This is a genomic window from Spirosoma foliorum (assembly GCF_014117325.1).
In the GTDB taxonomy this organism is placed as follows: domain Bacteria; phylum Bacteroidota; class Bacteroidia; order Cytophagales; family Spirosomataceae; genus Spirosoma; species Spirosoma foliorum.
In genome coordinates this window covers 1,109,783-1,125,448 of sequence record NZ_CP059732.1, presented here as the reverse complement: position 1 = coordinate 1,125,448, position 15,666 = coordinate 1,109,783, and the positions used below count along the sequence as shown (strand labels likewise).

11 protein-coding genes are annotated in these 15,666 nt (G+C 47.9%); 2 read left to right on the top strand and 9 right to left on the bottom strand.

Annotation, left to right across the window (positions count from 1 at the left end; all coding sequences use genetic code 11):
• The first annotated feature begins 68 nt into the window (after nt 1-68).
• Complete coding sequence (locus H3H32_RS04620; RefSeq protein WP_182461496.1) at nt 69-1,124, top strand: helix-turn-helix transcriptional regulator; 1,056 nt, start codon at nt 69-71, stop codon at nt 1,122-1,124.
• Here the strand turns inward: H3H32_RS04620 and H3H32_RS04615 are convergent.
• From H3H32_RS04615 to H3H32_RS04575, 9 genes are all read right to left on the bottom strand, one after another.
• Complete coding sequence (locus H3H32_RS04615) at nt 1,113-2,294, bottom strand: ATP-binding protein (protein ID WP_182461495.1); 1,182 nt, start codon at nt 2,292-2,294, stop codon at nt 1,113-1,115. The genes H3H32_RS04620 and H3H32_RS04615 overlap by 12 nt on opposite strands.
• A 54-nt stretch (nt 2,295-2,348) precedes the next feature.
• Complete coding sequence (locus tag H3H32_RS04610) at nt 2,349-3,776, bottom strand: GDSL-type esterase/lipase family protein (protein WP_182461494.1); 1,428 nt, start codon at nt 3,774-3,776, stop codon at nt 2,349-2,351.
• Nucleotides 3,777-4,155: 379 nt separating this feature from the next.
• Nucleotides 4,156-4,983: an alpha/beta hydrolase gene (locus H3H32_RS04605; protein WP_182461493.1), complete on the bottom strand. Its 828-nt coding sequence runs from the start codon at nt 4,981-4,983 to the stop codon at nt 4,156-4,158.
• Between the two features lie 84 nt (nt 4,984-5,067).
• Nucleotides 5,068-6,327, bottom strand: coding sequence for an alpha/beta hydrolase family protein (locus H3H32_RS04600; RefSeq protein ID WP_182461492.1), 1,260 nt, complete (start codon nt 6,325-6,327; stop codon nt 5,068-5,070).
• Nucleotides 6,328-6,483: 156 nt separating this feature from the next.
• Complete coding sequence (locus H3H32_RS04595; protein ID WP_182461491.1) at nt 6,484-7,533, bottom strand: LLM class flavin-dependent oxidoreductase; 1,050 nt, start codon at nt 7,531-7,533, stop codon at nt 6,484-6,486.
• Nucleotides 7,534-7,623: 90 nt separating this feature from the next.
• Entirely contained in the window at nt 7,624-8,403 is a 780-nt protein-coding gene (locus H3H32_RS04590; RefSeq protein WP_182461490.1) for an SGNH/GDSL hydrolase family protein, read from the bottom strand.
• Nucleotides 8,404-8,544: 141 nt separating this feature from the next.
• The gene (locus H3H32_RS04585; RefSeq protein WP_182461489.1) at nt 8,545-9,501 is read right to left on the bottom strand and encodes an SGNH/GDSL hydrolase family protein; all 957 of its coding nucleotides are present in this window, start codon (nt 9,499-9,501) and stop codon (nt 8,545-8,547) included.
• A gap of 57 nt (nt 9,502-9,558) precedes the next feature.
• Nucleotides 9,559-12,045, bottom strand: a complete 2,487-nt coding sequence (locus H3H32_RS04580) for a glycoside hydrolase family 95 protein (protein ID WP_182461488.1) — start codon at nt 12,043-12,045, stop codon at nt 9,559-9,561.
• Between the two features lie 135 nt (nt 12,046-12,180).
• Nucleotides 12,181-13,053: a helix-turn-helix transcriptional regulator gene (locus H3H32_RS04575; RefSeq protein WP_182461487.1), complete on the bottom strand. Its 873-nt coding sequence runs from the start codon at nt 13,051-13,053 to the stop codon at nt 12,181-12,183.
• Between the two features lie 244 nt (nt 13,054-13,297).
• Here H3H32_RS04575 and H3H32_RS04570 point away from each other — a divergent pair, with 244 nt between their 5' ends.
• Nucleotides 13,298-15,592: a DUF5703 domain-containing protein gene (locus tag H3H32_RS04570; RefSeq protein ID WP_182461486.1), complete on the top strand. Its 2,295-nt coding sequence runs from the start codon at nt 13,298-13,300 to the stop codon at nt 15,590-15,592.
• The last annotated feature ends 74 nt before the right edge of the window (nt 15,593-15,666 follow it).

The following is a 15,666-nucleotide window of genomic DNA, read 5'->3' as shown; positions in this document are numbered from 1 at the left end:
TTTTGCGCAGTTCAGAAAATTTTTCCATTTTTCTGAAAAATTAGCTAATCCCACCAACAATCAGTTCGATGCCCGCTAACCGAAACGCGCTTGTGCGCTACAAAACACTGGATGCCTGCCTGCGTAATCGGCAGCGTAAATGGACGCTCGATGACCTGATCGAAGTGGTTTCGGAAGCACTCTATGAGTACGAGGGGATCGAAAAAGGCATCAGTCGACGGACCGTTCAGGCCGATCTCCAACTGATGCGAAGCGATAAATTGGGGTACTTTGCCCCCATCGTGGTCATCGATAAAAAGTATTACACCTATGAAGACCCCACGTACAGTATCACCAATATTCCGCTCTCGGACGGTGATCTGTCGCGGATGAACGAGGCCGTTGAGGTACTGAAACAATTTAAGGGATTCTCGCACTTTACGGCGCTGAACGAAGTAGTTCAGAAGCTGGAAGATCATGTGTATTCAACAGCACAGAAGTCGATCCCGGTTATTGATTTCGAGAAAAACGAACATTTGAAAGGGCTTCATTTTCTGGATGAGTTGTATCAGGCAGTTATCCAGAAACGGACTTTACGAATTGAATACCAATCATTTTCAGCTCGACTACCACAAACGTTTTGCTTTCATGTTTGGTGGCTCAAAGAGTTCAAAAACCGGTGGTTTGCAGTAGGTGTACGCGATGGCAAGGGGTATATCATGAACCTGGCGCTAGACCGAATGCTGTCTATCCGTATAGACTCCGATGTTGATTACGTGCCTAATCAGGGCATTGACCCTACGGCGCATTACCACGACGTTATCGGGGTGTCTGTGAGTGAGAATCTGCGCCCCATTCGGGTAAAATTATTCGTCAGTCGTTTGCACGCACCTTATGTAGAAACCAAGCCGCTCCATCATTCGCAGGAAGTTGTGGAGCGAACAGAGGCAGGAATTGTTATTCAGCTTCGGGTGCAACACAATTTTGAGTTGGAGAAGGAAATCCTAGGATTTGGTGAGGGCATGCACGTACTCGAACCAGAACGGCTTCGGCGGGTGATTCAGAAGCGGTTGCAGGCTGGCGCGGATGCGTATGTGATTCTGAAAACTCCTTCAGGATTTGAAAACCACACGTTACCACACTGATCCACCCCATATAAAATCAGAAAAACCATTTGCGGGCAAATTACGACCAATCAACTGACAATCTGTCAATTGAAGAAGTTTAGCTCGATCGGTCAGAACTTGTAAATCATGGGGTGTACAAGTCTCTTTTACCTCAAAAGCTTGCTGACGATTCAGAACAAAATCAATTTCTGTGCCTGTGGTACGTTCATAGTAATTAATCAGGCCCAGGCGAGCCAATTGATTCGCAATAGCATTCTCAAACAATTGTCCACTACTTACTTGTCCCATAAGCTGCAACAAACCTGTATCTGAGAAGTAAAATTTGGGTTGTTTTGACAATTCTTTATCCAATCCACCTGTGTAAGGTCGTACAATGTGAATAAAATACGTGTATTCTAACAAGTGTAGATAGTCTTTCATCTTGTGTCTATTCTCGCCAATCAAACTGGATAATTTACTGTAATCCAATCGACTACCCACCCGAACTGCTAGTAGTTGAATGAGTTTATAGAGCGTATCACTCAGGCTGAAGTCAGCTAAAAGTTTTATATCTAATTCGATATAAGCATTTAAAACATCGCGTAGATAATCGGTTTTAGCCTTTGGCTGTTCTGACAATACTACCTCAGGAAAGCCTCCATATTGAAGAAACTCTTCGTAAAAACCACGCCACCGATCATAAAATGTAAATAAAAAAGGCTGCATCTTACCAATCTGAAATGGCTTCACGTCTTGTCCTTTGAAAAGTAAAAACTCTTCAAAATCAAGAGGATGCATTTCAAATATTTGTTTACGTCCCGCTAGGCTTTCCGAAAAATGGTTCTTTAAATAATACGAGCTAGAACCTGTAACAATAAATTTTATACCGTAGGTATCGTATAAGCTTTTGATTACACTCGGACTATTAGGTACTAATTGAATTTCATCTAAAGCCACGACAGAAGGTTCTGACAGTGATAGCCCTAATGCCTGTAACCCCCGCTCAATGTCATTATAGGAAGTCTGATTGAAGAGGATACGATTTTCAATACGTTCAAAATCCAGGTACAGTACGTTGGTATGCGGAACATGACCTAGCAGATAACGTAGAGCCGTAGATTTACCCACACGGCGCATGCCCGTAATAACGGTCACTTGCTTCCTGAATAGATGTTGCTCTAATTCTGAATAAATTTTCCGCTGAAACATAAAACCCGATAATTTGTACAAAAATAATACAAATTATCGGGTTTTATGGTAAATTCAATTACCAATAGATTTGAGGATGAAATCGACAATGGGTGTCGGATTTGGCAGACTGTGTGGGTGATGATTGACGCCGGGTTTGTGAATAACCGTGATCTTGCCACCTAGCGCTAATACTTGTTTTTCGAAGGGTTCGGTGTTTTCGCTTACGGGCACGGCATCGTCAGCATCGCCCACGACGTGTAACATCGGGAAATTACCTTTCACAATCTGGGGTACTCGATCCAGCGGATTTCCTTTGAAATTCATGGCTTCCACTTCCGTCGTAAAGCCGTAATCCTTCTTAAAAATAGCCCAGTCGCTTGGGCTACCCTTGCTTTTTCCTTTGCCACCCGGCCAGCTTTTCAGGTCAAGAACGGGTGCATCGACATATACACAAGCTACTTTTTTGGGGTTTTCAACGGCCCAGTTATAGGCATAAATTCCACCCCGACTTAAGCCTTCCAGACAAACCTTATCGGCAAGTCCGGCTTTGTTCATGTACTTATAAAACTTATTCCAGAGCTCAACTGCTTCAGCATTGCCAAAGAGTTCGGCTACATCGCAGTAGACCAGATGAAAACCACGATCTAGCAGCGCAATGTCAGTTTGTGGCTCATGTCCCCAGAAGCGAGCCCGCCAAATCCAGGGCTTTCCGGTGGCTACAACGCGTGGTTTAACCACTTTGCAGGCACGCCCCTGAAAGGTAAAATCAGCGCAGTCGTAGCCGTAAAAAGAAGATACGCTAACAGGCTCCTTGATTTTCGAAAAAATATCAAAATTCGGTTGGGTCTTTAAAGTAACGGCTTCGTACAAACGTCGGGCAATCGTAGTCATCACGGGTGCCGACGGATGTAGCTTGTCAGGAAATAAAAGACTATCGGTAGCGGTCAGGGCATGCAGGTCGATGAGTTCCAGTTTCTCGTCGAAAGCCACTTGCTGGATACGGGGAATAATCAATTTCCGAATGGCCGCATCGACCTGCCGGGTAGTATCGGTCAGAAATGACGTTACGGGAAGCAACAGAATAATCCGGGGATTGGTCGGTAGTGTTTTAAACGACTGAATGAGTGATTTGTAGTCGCCTACAAACTGATCAATTTTCAGTCGATACGGCAACCGGCTATCATTGGTCCCCAGCTTGATAAACACAATATTGGGATTACTTTTTAAGGCGTCCTGGTACTGACTGGTTGTTGTATAGGCAGCCGGTGTATCCCGAAGCAACGTCCGGCCACTCACCCCAAAATTCAATACTTCGTAGCCTTTACCCAGTAAATTTTGCAATTGGCTCGGGTATGCATCCCGCTCCCGATTCGCCAGAGTTGCCCCATAGGTAATGCTATTCCCTACGCAGGCAATTCGAATTGTGTTCTGGGCGTAAGTCGAGATGGAGAATAGGATGAAAAGTAGGCTAGTGTAACAACGGGAAGATAACGAAGGCATATAATTTCGCTGATAATAGATAGTTGAAAAAGGCGTTCGCCTACCCTCCTTACTCTTTATGTACTGTATCTTTATAGTAGTGCATGTACGCTCATCCCTGCCCCGGTTCAGTGAGGACATCTAGAGTACATAGACATCTTTTAAGCATGTTCGAAACTCCGTTAGGAGTGACCTGTTAATAGAAAACACAAGATTGTCCATAACCTCAAGCGCCGTAGGTGCGACCGCCGGCGGTCGCACCTACGGCGCTTAGGGCTCTTAATAAGACAATACCTATTGACAGGACGCCCTTACAGGGCTGATTAGCCTATGTTAGAGATGTGTATATACTTTAGGGGTTCGCACAGACCGAGAATACATGGGTTTATGCTTAAAACACCTACTCCCGCTTTTGTTTATCGAAGAACTGGCGCATGAACAGCAATTGATAGGTTACGGCATTCGTCCAGTAATTCCAGTTGTGGGCACCGGGGCGAGTGGTGTAGTCGTGGGCAATGTTTCGCTCCAGGAGCTTGTCGTGCAGGTTGTTGTTGACCCGGAAAAAGAAATCGTCGGTGCCGCAATCAATGATCAGCGACAAGGAACCGGGCGTCAGTAAATGAAGCAGATTGATAACGGTGTTTTGCTCCCATCGTTCGGGGAATTGGGCGTACGTACCCAGGCGTTTGGCCATGTCCCAATTGTTCGGGAAGGGTCGAATATCCACACCACCACTCATGCTGCCCGCAGCACCGAACACGTCCTGATGCCGGAAGGCTAGATATAGGGCGCCATGTCCGCCCATGCTCAAGCCCGTAATGGCACGCGCCTGTCGATTTTTGATGGTTTTGTAATGACTGTCTACCCAGGCTACCAGCTCGTTGGCCACGTACGTTTCGTACTTAAACGAAGGATCGGCCGGACTGTCGAAATACCAGCTACCGAAATTACCATCGGGACAAACGATTATGAGTTGATGTGCATCGACGGCTTGCCCTAAATTCGGTGCTTTTTTCGCCCAGTCACTGTAATTACCGCTATAGCCGTGTAGCAAGTACACGACCGGGAATTCGCTACCAATCGTGTATGAATCAGGCGTCATGACCACCGCTTTGATCGTCTTTTTCATCGACGGACTGTAGGTACTCACGGTGTCTATTTTGGCTGCTTGAGCAAGGTTGGTAAAAACTAAAAGACTACTAATGAGAAGTATTCGAAAGGCTGTCATGTTGGATTAGATTGTATTGGACTGATTCATTAAGCCCCATTCAGGGGGTAATTCCAGGTTTAAAAGAAGTTATTGGATCACGACCTACTTCTTTTTGAAATGCTTATCCATAAAGCGCAAATAGTGTTGCCAGTCATAATTCGTAACGTCATGGCCGCCGGGGCGAATATGGTAACCGATTTGTCCTTGCACCGACTGATTCAATGGCGGCATTTGGGACGCTGGAAGACCTGTTGTGCCTAAAAACTGATAGACGACACTGGCCGCTTTCGCCCCTTCAAACTCACCTTCCGGATCTGAATTTTTGTCCTCCTCGGCACTTGCAACATAGATAGGCCGAGGGGCCACGAGCGAAATGACCAGGTGCTGATCGAAAGGCAGCAGCGTATCCTGATCCATGTAGTTGCGGAAATTGCCAGCATACCAATGCGGGAAGACCGTGCAGAGTCGCCGGATGTTTTCGCCTACACCCCGATGAAATAGTTTAGCACCACCCGCTCCCGATTCATGACTAATCACCATGGCAAATCGTTCGTCGATAGCACCAGCCCAAAGAGCCGCCTTGCCTAACCGCGACCAGCCAAATACGGCGACCCGTTTGGCGTCAATTCGATTGTCGGTTTGAACATAATCCATGATCCGACTTAATCCCCACGCCCAGGCGGCAACCGTTCCGAAGTTATCACCCCGATTCTGTAAGTTGGGGTATAAGGGATGAACGCCCGTTGTGAACATAGTCGATTTTTCGTCGGACGCGATATCTTCCCGATAGGCCGTCACCAGCGCATAACCCCGATTGAGAATGCTGTCGACAGGCCATTGTTGAGCGTTGATACCTCGGCAAGCTTCGGTCGACCGATGGTTGACCACGCAGGAAACATCAACGTACGGATTACCCCGCCCCGACTCCATCCAACTGGTTGAAATACGAATGCCAGGATCAGCATTGATGCTCTGATTTCCCCAGAAATTCAACCCGACAATGGCCGGAACCGGGCCTTTTACCTGATTCGGAATATAGAGCAAGACGTCCATTCGCGGCCCATTTGACTTTCCATCGAAATACACCGCTACCTGCTTCCGTGTTGCTTTACCGCCTAACGCATTCGCATCGGTGTCAAACACCTCGAATCGCATCGCCGACGGTTTATCGGGCGAATGGCCATACATCTCGTTAGCGAAGAACTCCAGTAATTCCGGCCGCCGTTGCGACTGCCATTGTTTCGCGGTTGTTACTCGCTTGCCGTTCGTAAATACCAATGGATCAGGCAAGGGGCGTTTCTGGGCAAGCAAAGGCAGTGTTGCCAGAAAAAAGGAGAAACAGAGCAGGGTGTTGAATTGCATCAGGTCGATCGAGAAATTCTCTGGCGCGGGTATTTACCCGTGCCTATTAATCAGGTCAGCATTCGCTGACGAATTCATGAGTAATAATGTGGGTTAGCCAATGTGCCAGCGAATGCTGGCTATATTGATAAGCACGGGTCAATACCCGCGCCAATCTTACTCAACTGCCACCTTTGCCTTCAGTGCTTTCCGTACTTCTGGTGCCACTTTAGTCCCAAATAATTCGATGGCGTGCAGCATTTTTGAATGCGGCAGATCATGCCCGCTGATCATCTGGGCCAGATAACGGGTATTCCCAAACAACTCGTGGAAATGCAGAATCTTGTCGATGATTTGTTGCGGACTCCCCACCATCAACGGGCCATATTCACGACTGTGCTCAAATTGAGCGCGCGTAATTGGCGACCATCCCCGCTCTTTTCCAACGCGATTCATTAGCACTTCGTAGGTTGGAAAAAACTCATCCGAAGCCTGTTGCGAATCATCCGCCATGTAAAAATGAGAGTTGATCGCCAACTGTAATTGGTTCGCATCGTGCCCTGCCCGTTGTGCGGCTTGCCGGTATAAATTGGCAAACGGAACAAATCGATCGGGAGGTCCGCCCAAAATCGCCAGCGTCATGGGCAAATTCATAGTCCCGGCCCGAACAGCCGAAGCGGGCGTTCCGCCTACTGCCAGCCAGATGGGAAGGGATTCCTGATAAGGACGCGGATAAACGCCCAGATGCTGAATAGAAGCCCGATGTTTACCCACCCAATCCACAATTTCATGCTGGTTGATATTAACTAACAGATCCAGCTTTTCAGTGAACAACTCATCGTAATCCCGCAGATCATACCCAAATAAAGGAAACGACTCAATAAATGACCCACGACCAGCCATGATCTCCGCCCGACCATTTGAGATAAGATCCAATGTGGCAAAGTTCTGAAACGTCCGAACCGGGTCGGCTGAACTCAGCACGGTAACCGCGCTGGAAAGTCGTATTTTTTTGGTGATCGTGGCCGCTGCGGCCAGAATCACTTCGGGGGCAGATATAACAAAGTCGGGGCGATGGTGCTCGCCCAACGCAAATACGTCTAGTCCAACTTCATCGGCCAATTTTATTTCTTCGAGCAGGTCCTGCATCCGTTGATGCGCATTGACCGCTTTCCCGGCCACGCCATCAGGTCTGACATCGCCAAAACTACTGATTCCTAATTCCATGGTTGATTTTTCTGATATGCCTTTACAATCGCTTTAAACCCGGATACGGTTCCTTGAAAGGCTTAAAAAAAGCGCAGCCTGAATGCGTTCCTAGTACCGGTATTTTTTCAGGAATTTAAGTCGGGCGCTTACCTGCTTTATCCATTCGCGCGCCATCAACTCGTGGGTAAACACGGTTGGGTGAATGCCGTCCCAAATCCAGTACTCAATCGGCGCTTTTGTTATTGCTTTATCAACTAAAGCCGGATAGTCGACGAGTACGGCATCAAATTCGGCAGCTAGTTTTCGAACAATAACCTGTCGTTTTGCCGTATCGTCGCGCCAGAGTTCCCAGTTTTCTTTGCGCTTTCCAACGGGATAAACAAAGGGTATTCCCAACACAAATAGTGTCGCTGGATTTTGCTTTTTACTATCCGTGAGCAGCGTACGATAGATGGTTTCGAACTCCTCCAGACTGATAGCTTCAGCCGATTTATTGACGATGGCATTGGTATCGTTGATGCCCACTAATACACTGAGCACATCCGGTTTAAGATCGAGCGTATCGGTTTGCCAGCGTTTCTGCAAGTCAGTTATCTTGTTACCGCTGATGCCCCGGTTGTAAAACAGGAAACCCTCTTCCGGAAAATCGGCCCCAATCCGACTGGCAATCGAAAAAGCATAACCGTGTCCCATAATGTGATTTGGATCGGTGTTTCGTCCCCGATTGCCATCTGTAATCGAATCGCCCTGAAACAGAAAAACTAGTCCTTTTTCTTTGGGTGGCTGAACCGATTGATTTGTCAACAAGGAATGCGATGGTAAACCAGAAGCAAATCCAGCTACTACGGACGATTGGAGAAAGCTGCGCCTTGAGGTTTTAGGAGGCATGGTTTAGTTGTTCTAGCGCGAGCATTCGCTCGTGCTGATTAATTTGGCCAGCATTCGCTGGCTTTCAGCCTGTTCATGAGTCAGCAAATGCTGACTATATTAATCGGCACGAGTAAATACTCGCGCCAGCGCGCCAGAAAGTTACTTCCCGTTTACCGCAGCTCGAATTTTTGTTTCCAGTTCATCATAGCGCTGTCGGGCTTCGGCCATTGGAATTCCCTGACGCATTTCAGGACGTTTGTGCCCGGTAGAGCTAAGCCAGGCATCTTTCATAATAGACTGTCGTTGAGCGATCAAACTCCTAATTTCCTCGCCCCGAGGATTTACAGACAGAGTCGATTTTACATTAGGCGCATTCGCAACGTTCTCACCAAGATAGTTTAGGATAGCTTTCGCCATGAGCCAATGACCTTCGTCGCCGGGATGGACCCCATCGTTGGCCAGCTTAAACGAAGGGTCGGTTTTCCGTTTTTCTTCCAGATAATGCGTCATGGGGAAATGAATGTCAGCTACTTCCCATTTCAGGGAATCTCGTTGCGCCAGCAGCCATTCAGAATAGTTGTCCAGCGTAAGATTATAGCCTTGCGTACCCAGATTTTTATCATCGTGAACGGGTGGCGTCAGGAAAATAATTCGCTTTGCTCCCGTTTTCTCCAGTTCGGCATGTAGCCATTTTTGCCCGTCCCGATAAGGTCGGAAGCGCGCTTCATCGAACGGCAGATAGATTCCATCATTCATGCCATAGCAGGCAAAAACGACATCGGGCTTTGTTTGGTCCAGCACTCTGACCAATCGTTCGTGTAGATCAGGGCGCGGAAACCGGCCATCGGCGTGATTCGGCTCACTCAAACCCGACACCGTTTCGCTGGGCAATCCCACATTAATAAACTCGTACGACTGTCCAGGATAATGGGCAACAAAATACGACTCCACATCTGTGACATAGGTCCCCGCATACGTAATACTATTTCCCAGGAACAGAATCCGTTTAGTCCCTTCAGGAAAAGGCGTTGGGTTTTGCGCCTGGATAACGATGGCTAAAAAGAGGCAATGAAAAAGGAGAATAAAGCGAATTAGATAAGTTCGGTATCGTTCCATCGACTAGTTTATTTATACAAACCTATAAGGTCTCAAAAACCTTATAGGTTTACGGGTCTATTTACTCACCAGCGTATAAACTTTTCCAGCCTGTGTATCAAAATCAACCAGCTGTGTTTCCTGAATGGGAACTGGTGGAACGATCGATATTCTGCGGGAAATAAGCGGTTTCGTAATCGCATCGACGGTATAAAACGGGTTTGGGTTTAGCCCTTGTGCCGAAAAGAGCGACAGGCCGTCGGCACTTAAGGCATTGGGCAGACGCAACCGGCAAATACCGCCCAGATTCGACTTGATGATCAACTTAGCCACCTTGCCCTCTTTCCATTCCAGCGAAACGATCTCGAAACCACCCCGCGCCCGCAAGCCCGAAATACGTCCTTCTTTCCAACCGTCGGGTAAGGCTGGCAGCAGGTGTAACGCACCGTCATGACTCTGCATCAACATCTCGGTGATCCCGGATGTACACCCAAAGTTCCCGTCAATCTGGAATGGCGCATGTGCATCGAACAGATTGTTGTAAGTCCCTCCTCCCCCTTCGTTGACACCAACGGGAGTCAACTGGTTCTGAATCAATTTATAGGCATGATTGCCGTCCTGCATCCGTGCCCACCAGTTTACTTTCCAACCCATGCTCCAGCCCGTCGAAATGTCGCCACGTTGGATAAGTGTCGTTTTGGCCGCACTGAACAATTCCGGATTTCGGTAAGGCGAAATCTGAGCTGAAGGAAATAAACCATACAGATGCGAGATGTGTCGGTGTTTGTCCTTCGGATCATCAAGATCGTCGATCCATTCCTGCAGCTGGCCGTGCTGTCCTATTTGCATAGGTGGCAAACGCTGCCTAACAGCAAGTAGCGTATCAACAAATCGGTCATCTTTTTGGAGGAGTCTGGCGGCCCGCATCGCTACGGTCAGCATGTCGTACACAATCTGATTGTCCATCGTACAGCCCGCATCGAACGAAATGCCTTTCCGGAAATCTGGCGCGTTTTCGGGTGAGGTACCCGGATTGATAACCAGATATTTGCGTTTGGGGTCTTCGACCAGATCATCGACAAAAAAAGTCGCGGCTCCTTTCAGAATCGGGTAGATGTCAGCCAGGTATTTTTTATCGCCAGAATACAGATACCGCTCCCACAAGTGCTGGGAAAGCCAGGCCCCTCCCATACTCCAGACGCCCCAATAGATGGCATCGACAGGGCCTGTAATTCGCCATAAATCGGTATTGTGATGGGCCAGCCAACCCCGCGAACCGTACATTACCCGTGCCGTTTCGGGTCCGGTTTCCGACAGTTCTTTCACCATTTGCAAAAGCGGGTCGTGCATCTCGCTCAGGTTCGTTTTCTCGGCTGGCCAGTAATTCATCTGGGTGTTGATGTTGATCGTATACTTGCTGTCCCAGGGTGGGTCCATACGGTCGTTCCAGAGCCCTTGCAACGTGGCAGGCTGGTTATGAAATCCGTCTTTGGCTTGTAAAGCGTCATCAGGTTGCGACGACGAAATCAATAAATAGCGGCCATACTGAAAATACAGACTCACCAACTGCGGGTCGTTGGCCGACGCAAATTCTTTCAACCGGACATCGGTGGGTTTTCGAACAGCCTCCGAACTTCCCAGATCAATCTTTACCCGATTGAAATATTTTTGATAGGACAGAATATGCTCATTCAGCAATTGCAGATACGGTTGTTTGCTGGCTTTGGTCAGGTATTGCTTGGACCGTTTTACGGCATCGGCGGTCAGATCATGGTAATTGACATAATTCGTAGCAATAGAAATCAGGATGAAAGCCGAGGTTGCGTTACGAACCTGAACGGTCGAATCAGTGGAGGATATTGTACCGCCCTCGGTTTGAATTTGGGCAATTCCATCAAATTTGACCTGGCCTTCCACGCCTTCATGACTCCCCGTCATTCCGTGCAGAATCAGTTCATTTTTACGGGCCATTACCGTCGCGTTTTTTTGCAGGGTCGATAAGCTTGCCGTGAACGAAAGCATCCCCGGCTTATCAGCCGACAGCCGCACAACAACCGTTTGCGCTGGTACAGAGGAAAACACATTGCGAACATAATTCACCCCATTCACCTGATACATGGTGGTTGCAATGGCCTTTTCGATATCCAGCTCCCGGTAATAATTGGTATAGGTTTCGTGCCCCGGAAAGTACAGTTGTAGATTCCCCACCGGCTGAAACATCTGCCCATTCGACTTCTTCGACTGCATGGTCTTCTCGGCCAGTTTCTGGGCTTCTCCCTGCTGGCCAGCAAAGACTAATCGTCTGATTTCGGGGAGCGAAGCCAGCGCATCGGGGTTATCGTTCCGATTAGGGCTACCCGTCCAGACGGTGCTTTCATTCAGTTGAATGGTCTCATTGGTCACGTTTCCATACACCATAGCACCCAACCGACCATTGCCAACCGGCAGCGCATCGGTCCAGACACGATCGGCGGGTTTATCGTACCAGAGTTTTAAGGCAGCTGGATTTTGGGCAAGAGCGGATACCGTACAGAGAGACGTTAGTAAAACTAGTAATTTCTTCATTGAAGGGTAAAGACGTATAATTTAGCTGACTACTGAAAAGCGCTGTTTGTTTCGATTTTGCGATACACTGGGGCATTAGACGCTGCCAGGGCAATTTCGTCATAGAATGAATCCCTGAATCCTATTGCCCTGGGTTTACATCTGCCAGGCGGTTTCGCGATACTGACCGGGCGGCACCCCAAACCGACGTTTAAATAGTCGGGAGAAGTAGTAAATACTCGGAATGCCAACCGATTCGGCAACCGTTTTCAGCGCCATTGAGGAGGTCATCATCAGAAGTTGCGCCCGCTCCAGGCGTTTGTTAATGATGTAATCCATTGGCCGGATACCCACAATGCTCAGAAATAAGCGGGAGAAATAATCGGCGTTTAAATGGGCATTATGGGCCAGTTTCTCTACCGTTAATTTGTCGTGCAGGTGACTATCAATGTATTGTAAGATCGAAGCCAGCTGATGAAAGCCTTTCGCTCGCTGCTGATCCTGATCATTTTCAGCCCCCAGAAAACGGGAAAACAGCTGTAATAGAATGCCATTCGTTTCAACAAACTGGCTCATCGACTGATTGGATTGGGGTTGGTTAAACGACAGGACTTCGGGTCGGTTATCGTAGATCTTTGGGTCAGACTGCGTAATGGCCCGATCCGGATTCTGGGCCAATAGTCGGTCCATTAATGTGTAGTCAATTGGTTCGGCCTGTACTTCATACGCCATTGACTTAAGGTCGTAAATAGACAAACCCTCCCGCAACTCATCGAAGAAACTGATATAGTATTGTTCCAGAAACTGATCGCAGTGATAACGGCTGTAGGTAAACCGGGGAATCAGATAAAGATGGCCGGGTTTAAGCATAAACTTCTGCCTGTTATGAAAAACCCAGCCTTCTCCGGCTGTAATCAGATAAAGTCGTGAAAAAGGGCTAATCACATTATCATACTGCCAGCGGGCATCTAGCTGAATGAATCCCATGTGTAATAAACTCAGTTGCAGGCTTTTTATCGTATCAAACATACGCAGCAGCTAGTTAAGAAGTCGGATTTAGACAAAAGAAAGCCGTTATTGTGGATTTACTAATGATGATAGAACGCTGATCTTTATGATTCCGAGCCGCCAGTGCGGCTATGATTAGTGTATGATCTTGTCAATGTAAAGCCTACGCCAACAATTGATAAATCATACTTGATCTTTAAAGTCATAAAAATCTGCGTTCCATTCAGCCGATATATTTTTGTTCTCAGTTCCTTTCCTGTCCATCATGAACTACATTCTCTGGGTCCTGTTGCTGATTTCCGCTGGTTATGGACAATTGTTCGCCCAATCTACGCCGGATCAAATGGCCAATGTGGTCTGGACGAGTCAAAGCAAAAACTCATCGGAATCGATGCCTTGTGGTGGTGGCGATATTGGCCTGAATGTATGGGTGGAAAAAGGAGACATCCTGTTTTATCTGTCCAGAAGCGGCACCTTCGATGAGAACAATGCCATGCTGAAACTTGGGCGAGTACGAGTGAGGTTATCGCCCAATCCATTTACCGGAACCGATTTCAAACAGGAGCTGAAACTGGCCGAGGGTGGTGTGACGATAAGGGGAGGGAATGTACAGGTGAATTTGTGGGTAGACGTGTTTCGGCCCGTTGTGCACGTTGATGTTCAAAGTGCCAAACCGCTTAGCATCAAGGCCGCTTACGAATCCTGGCGCCACAAAGATCATGTTGTACAAGGCACTGAATTCCGAACAAACTCGTACAAGGTTCCGCAGAAATTCGACGTAGTAACCCGAAAGGATGATATTGATTTTCAGGGCAATGACATTCTGTTTTATCACCGTAATCGCAGCGACGCGGAAACCATTTTCGATCATACCGTCCGGCTGGAAGGTATGGATTCGGTAAAAGACAAGCTGTTTGATCCCTTAAAAAACAACACGTTTGGCGGCTTGATGCGTGGCCAGAACATGAAGCCAATTGGTACAGATACTGGCACTTACGCTCAGTTATCATTCAAAGCCTGGGCTATAACAACCACAAAACCCGTACGTTCGCAAGCGATTGAAATTGGCCTCAACGTCGACCAAACCAATACGCTGGATGACTGGAAGGCCGGTTTGAACAAAATCATGAACGATGCCAGCCAAACTCAAAAAACTGCTCGACAAAAGAGCCGCGAGTGGTGGCGTCAATTCTGGGACCGAAGCTATATACGACTTGACAGCAGAGACACAGCCGTCATGGCCATCTCCCAAAATTATCAGCGGTTTCGCTACCAGTTGGGCTGTAATGCCTACGGAAAATGGCCGACAAAATTCAACGGCGGTCTGTTCACCTTCGACCCCGAATATGTTGATCATAAATACGCCCATTCGCCCGATTTCCGATTGTGGGGCGGAGGCACCATGACCGCTCAAAATCAGCGATTGGTGTATCATCCAATGTTGAAAACCGGGGATTTCGACATGCTGAAACCGCAGTTCGATTTTTATCTGAGAACACAGAAAAACGCTGAACTACGGAGTCAGGTATATTGGCAGCATAACGGTGCTTGTTTTACCGAACAAATCGAAAATTTCGGTCTGCCCAACATCATGGAATATGGGACGAAACGCCCTGATGGCTATGACCCTGGCATGGAGTACAACGCCTGGCTGGAGTATGAGTGGGATACCGTATTTGAATTTTGCCTGATGATGCTGGAAACCGAACGGTACGAAGGTCGCGACATTACCGAATATGTTCCGTTTATCGAAAGCTGCCTTACGTTTTACGATGAGCATTATCGGCAATTGGCGGCCCAACGGGGCACTCGCCCATTCGATGGGCAGGGGCACTATATTCTGTACCCAACGTCGGCCTGCGAAACCTATAAAATGACCTATAATTCGGCTACGGTCATCTCTGCCCTGAAGGTGATTCTGGGTCGTATGCTGGAATTACCCGGCAAGTATCTTGATACAAAACAGCGGGAGAAATGGGCTACGATGCTGAAACGTATTCCTCCTCTCCCCTTTCAGGAATATGACGGGCATAAAACGCTGGCTCCTGCTTTGGCCTGGGCCAGAATCCAGAATTCCGAAGCTCCTCAACTCTATCCGGTCTATCCGTGGGGCATTTATGGCGTTGGCAAACCCGGTCTGGACGTAGCCATCAATACCTGGACGTACGACACATTAGTGGTTAAATACCGCAGTCACGTCGGTTGGCGGCAGCACAATATTTTTGCCGCCCGGCTAGGACTTACCGACGAAGCCGCCCGACTAACCAAGCTAAAATTCAGGAACTCAACGCATCGTTTCCCTACATTCTGGGGACCCGGCTTCGACTGGACACCCGACCACAACTGGGGTGGTTCGGCCATGATTGGTTTGCAGGAAATGCTGATGCAAGTCGATGGCAAAACGATTCGGCTACTCCCCGCCTGGCCTAAGGATTGGAACGCAACGTTCAAGTTACACGCTCCTTACAATACAACCGTAGAAGGTCGTGTCGTAAATGGTAAGGTGGAAAATTTAAACGTTACCCCGCAGGAACGGATGAGGGATGTGATCTTGCCATAATGAGATTTCGGAGAAATCTCTGTTTAAATCAGTTTTTTCCGTATCCTCGGTCTGTCAGGTTACTATTGAACTAC

Bases quoted from the DNA above. Each gene is read 5' to 3' on its own strand.
- H3H32_RS04575 (WP_182461487.1), bottom strand. From the start codon at position 13,053: ATGTTTGATACGATAAAAAGCCTGCAACTGAGTTTATTACACATGGGA.
- H3H32_RS04610 (WP_182461494.1), bottom strand. From the start codon at position 3,776: ATGCCTTCGTTATCTTCCCGTTGTTACACTAGCCTACTTTTCATCCTA.
- H3H32_RS04595 (WP_182461491.1), bottom strand. From the start codon at position 7,533: ATGGAATTAGGAATCAGTAGTTTTGGCGATGTCAGACCTGATGGCGTG.
- H3H32_RS04585 (WP_182461489.1), bottom strand. From the start codon at position 9,501: ATGGAACGATACCGAACTTATCTAATTCGCTTTATTCTCCTTTTTCAT.
- H3H32_RS04620 (WP_182461496.1), top strand. From the start codon at position 69: ATGCCCGCTAACCGAAACGCGCTTGTGCGCTACAAAACACTGGATGCC.
- H3H32_RS04615 (WP_182461495.1), bottom strand. From the start codon at position 2,294: ATGTTTCAGCGGAAAATTTATTCAGAATTAGAGCAACATCTATTCAGG.
- H3H32_RS04590 (WP_182461490.1), bottom strand. From the start codon at position 8,403: ATGCCTCCTAAAACCTCAAGGCGCAGCTTTCTCCAATCGTCCGTAGTA.
- H3H32_RS04570 (WP_182461486.1), top strand. From the start codon at position 13,298: ATGAACTACATTCTCTGGGTCCTGTTGCTGATTTCCGCTGGTTATGGA.
- H3H32_RS04600 (WP_182461492.1), bottom strand. From the start codon at position 6,327: ATGCAATTCAACACCCTGCTCTGTTTCTCCTTTTTTCTGGCAACACTG.
- H3H32_RS04605 (WP_182461493.1), bottom strand. From the start codon at position 4,983: ATGACAGCCTTTCGAATACTTCTCATTAGTAGTCTTTTAGTTTTTACC.
- H3H32_RS04580 (WP_182461488.1), bottom strand. From the start codon at position 12,045: ATGAAGAAATTACTAGTTTTACTAACGTCTCTCTGTACGGTATCCGCT.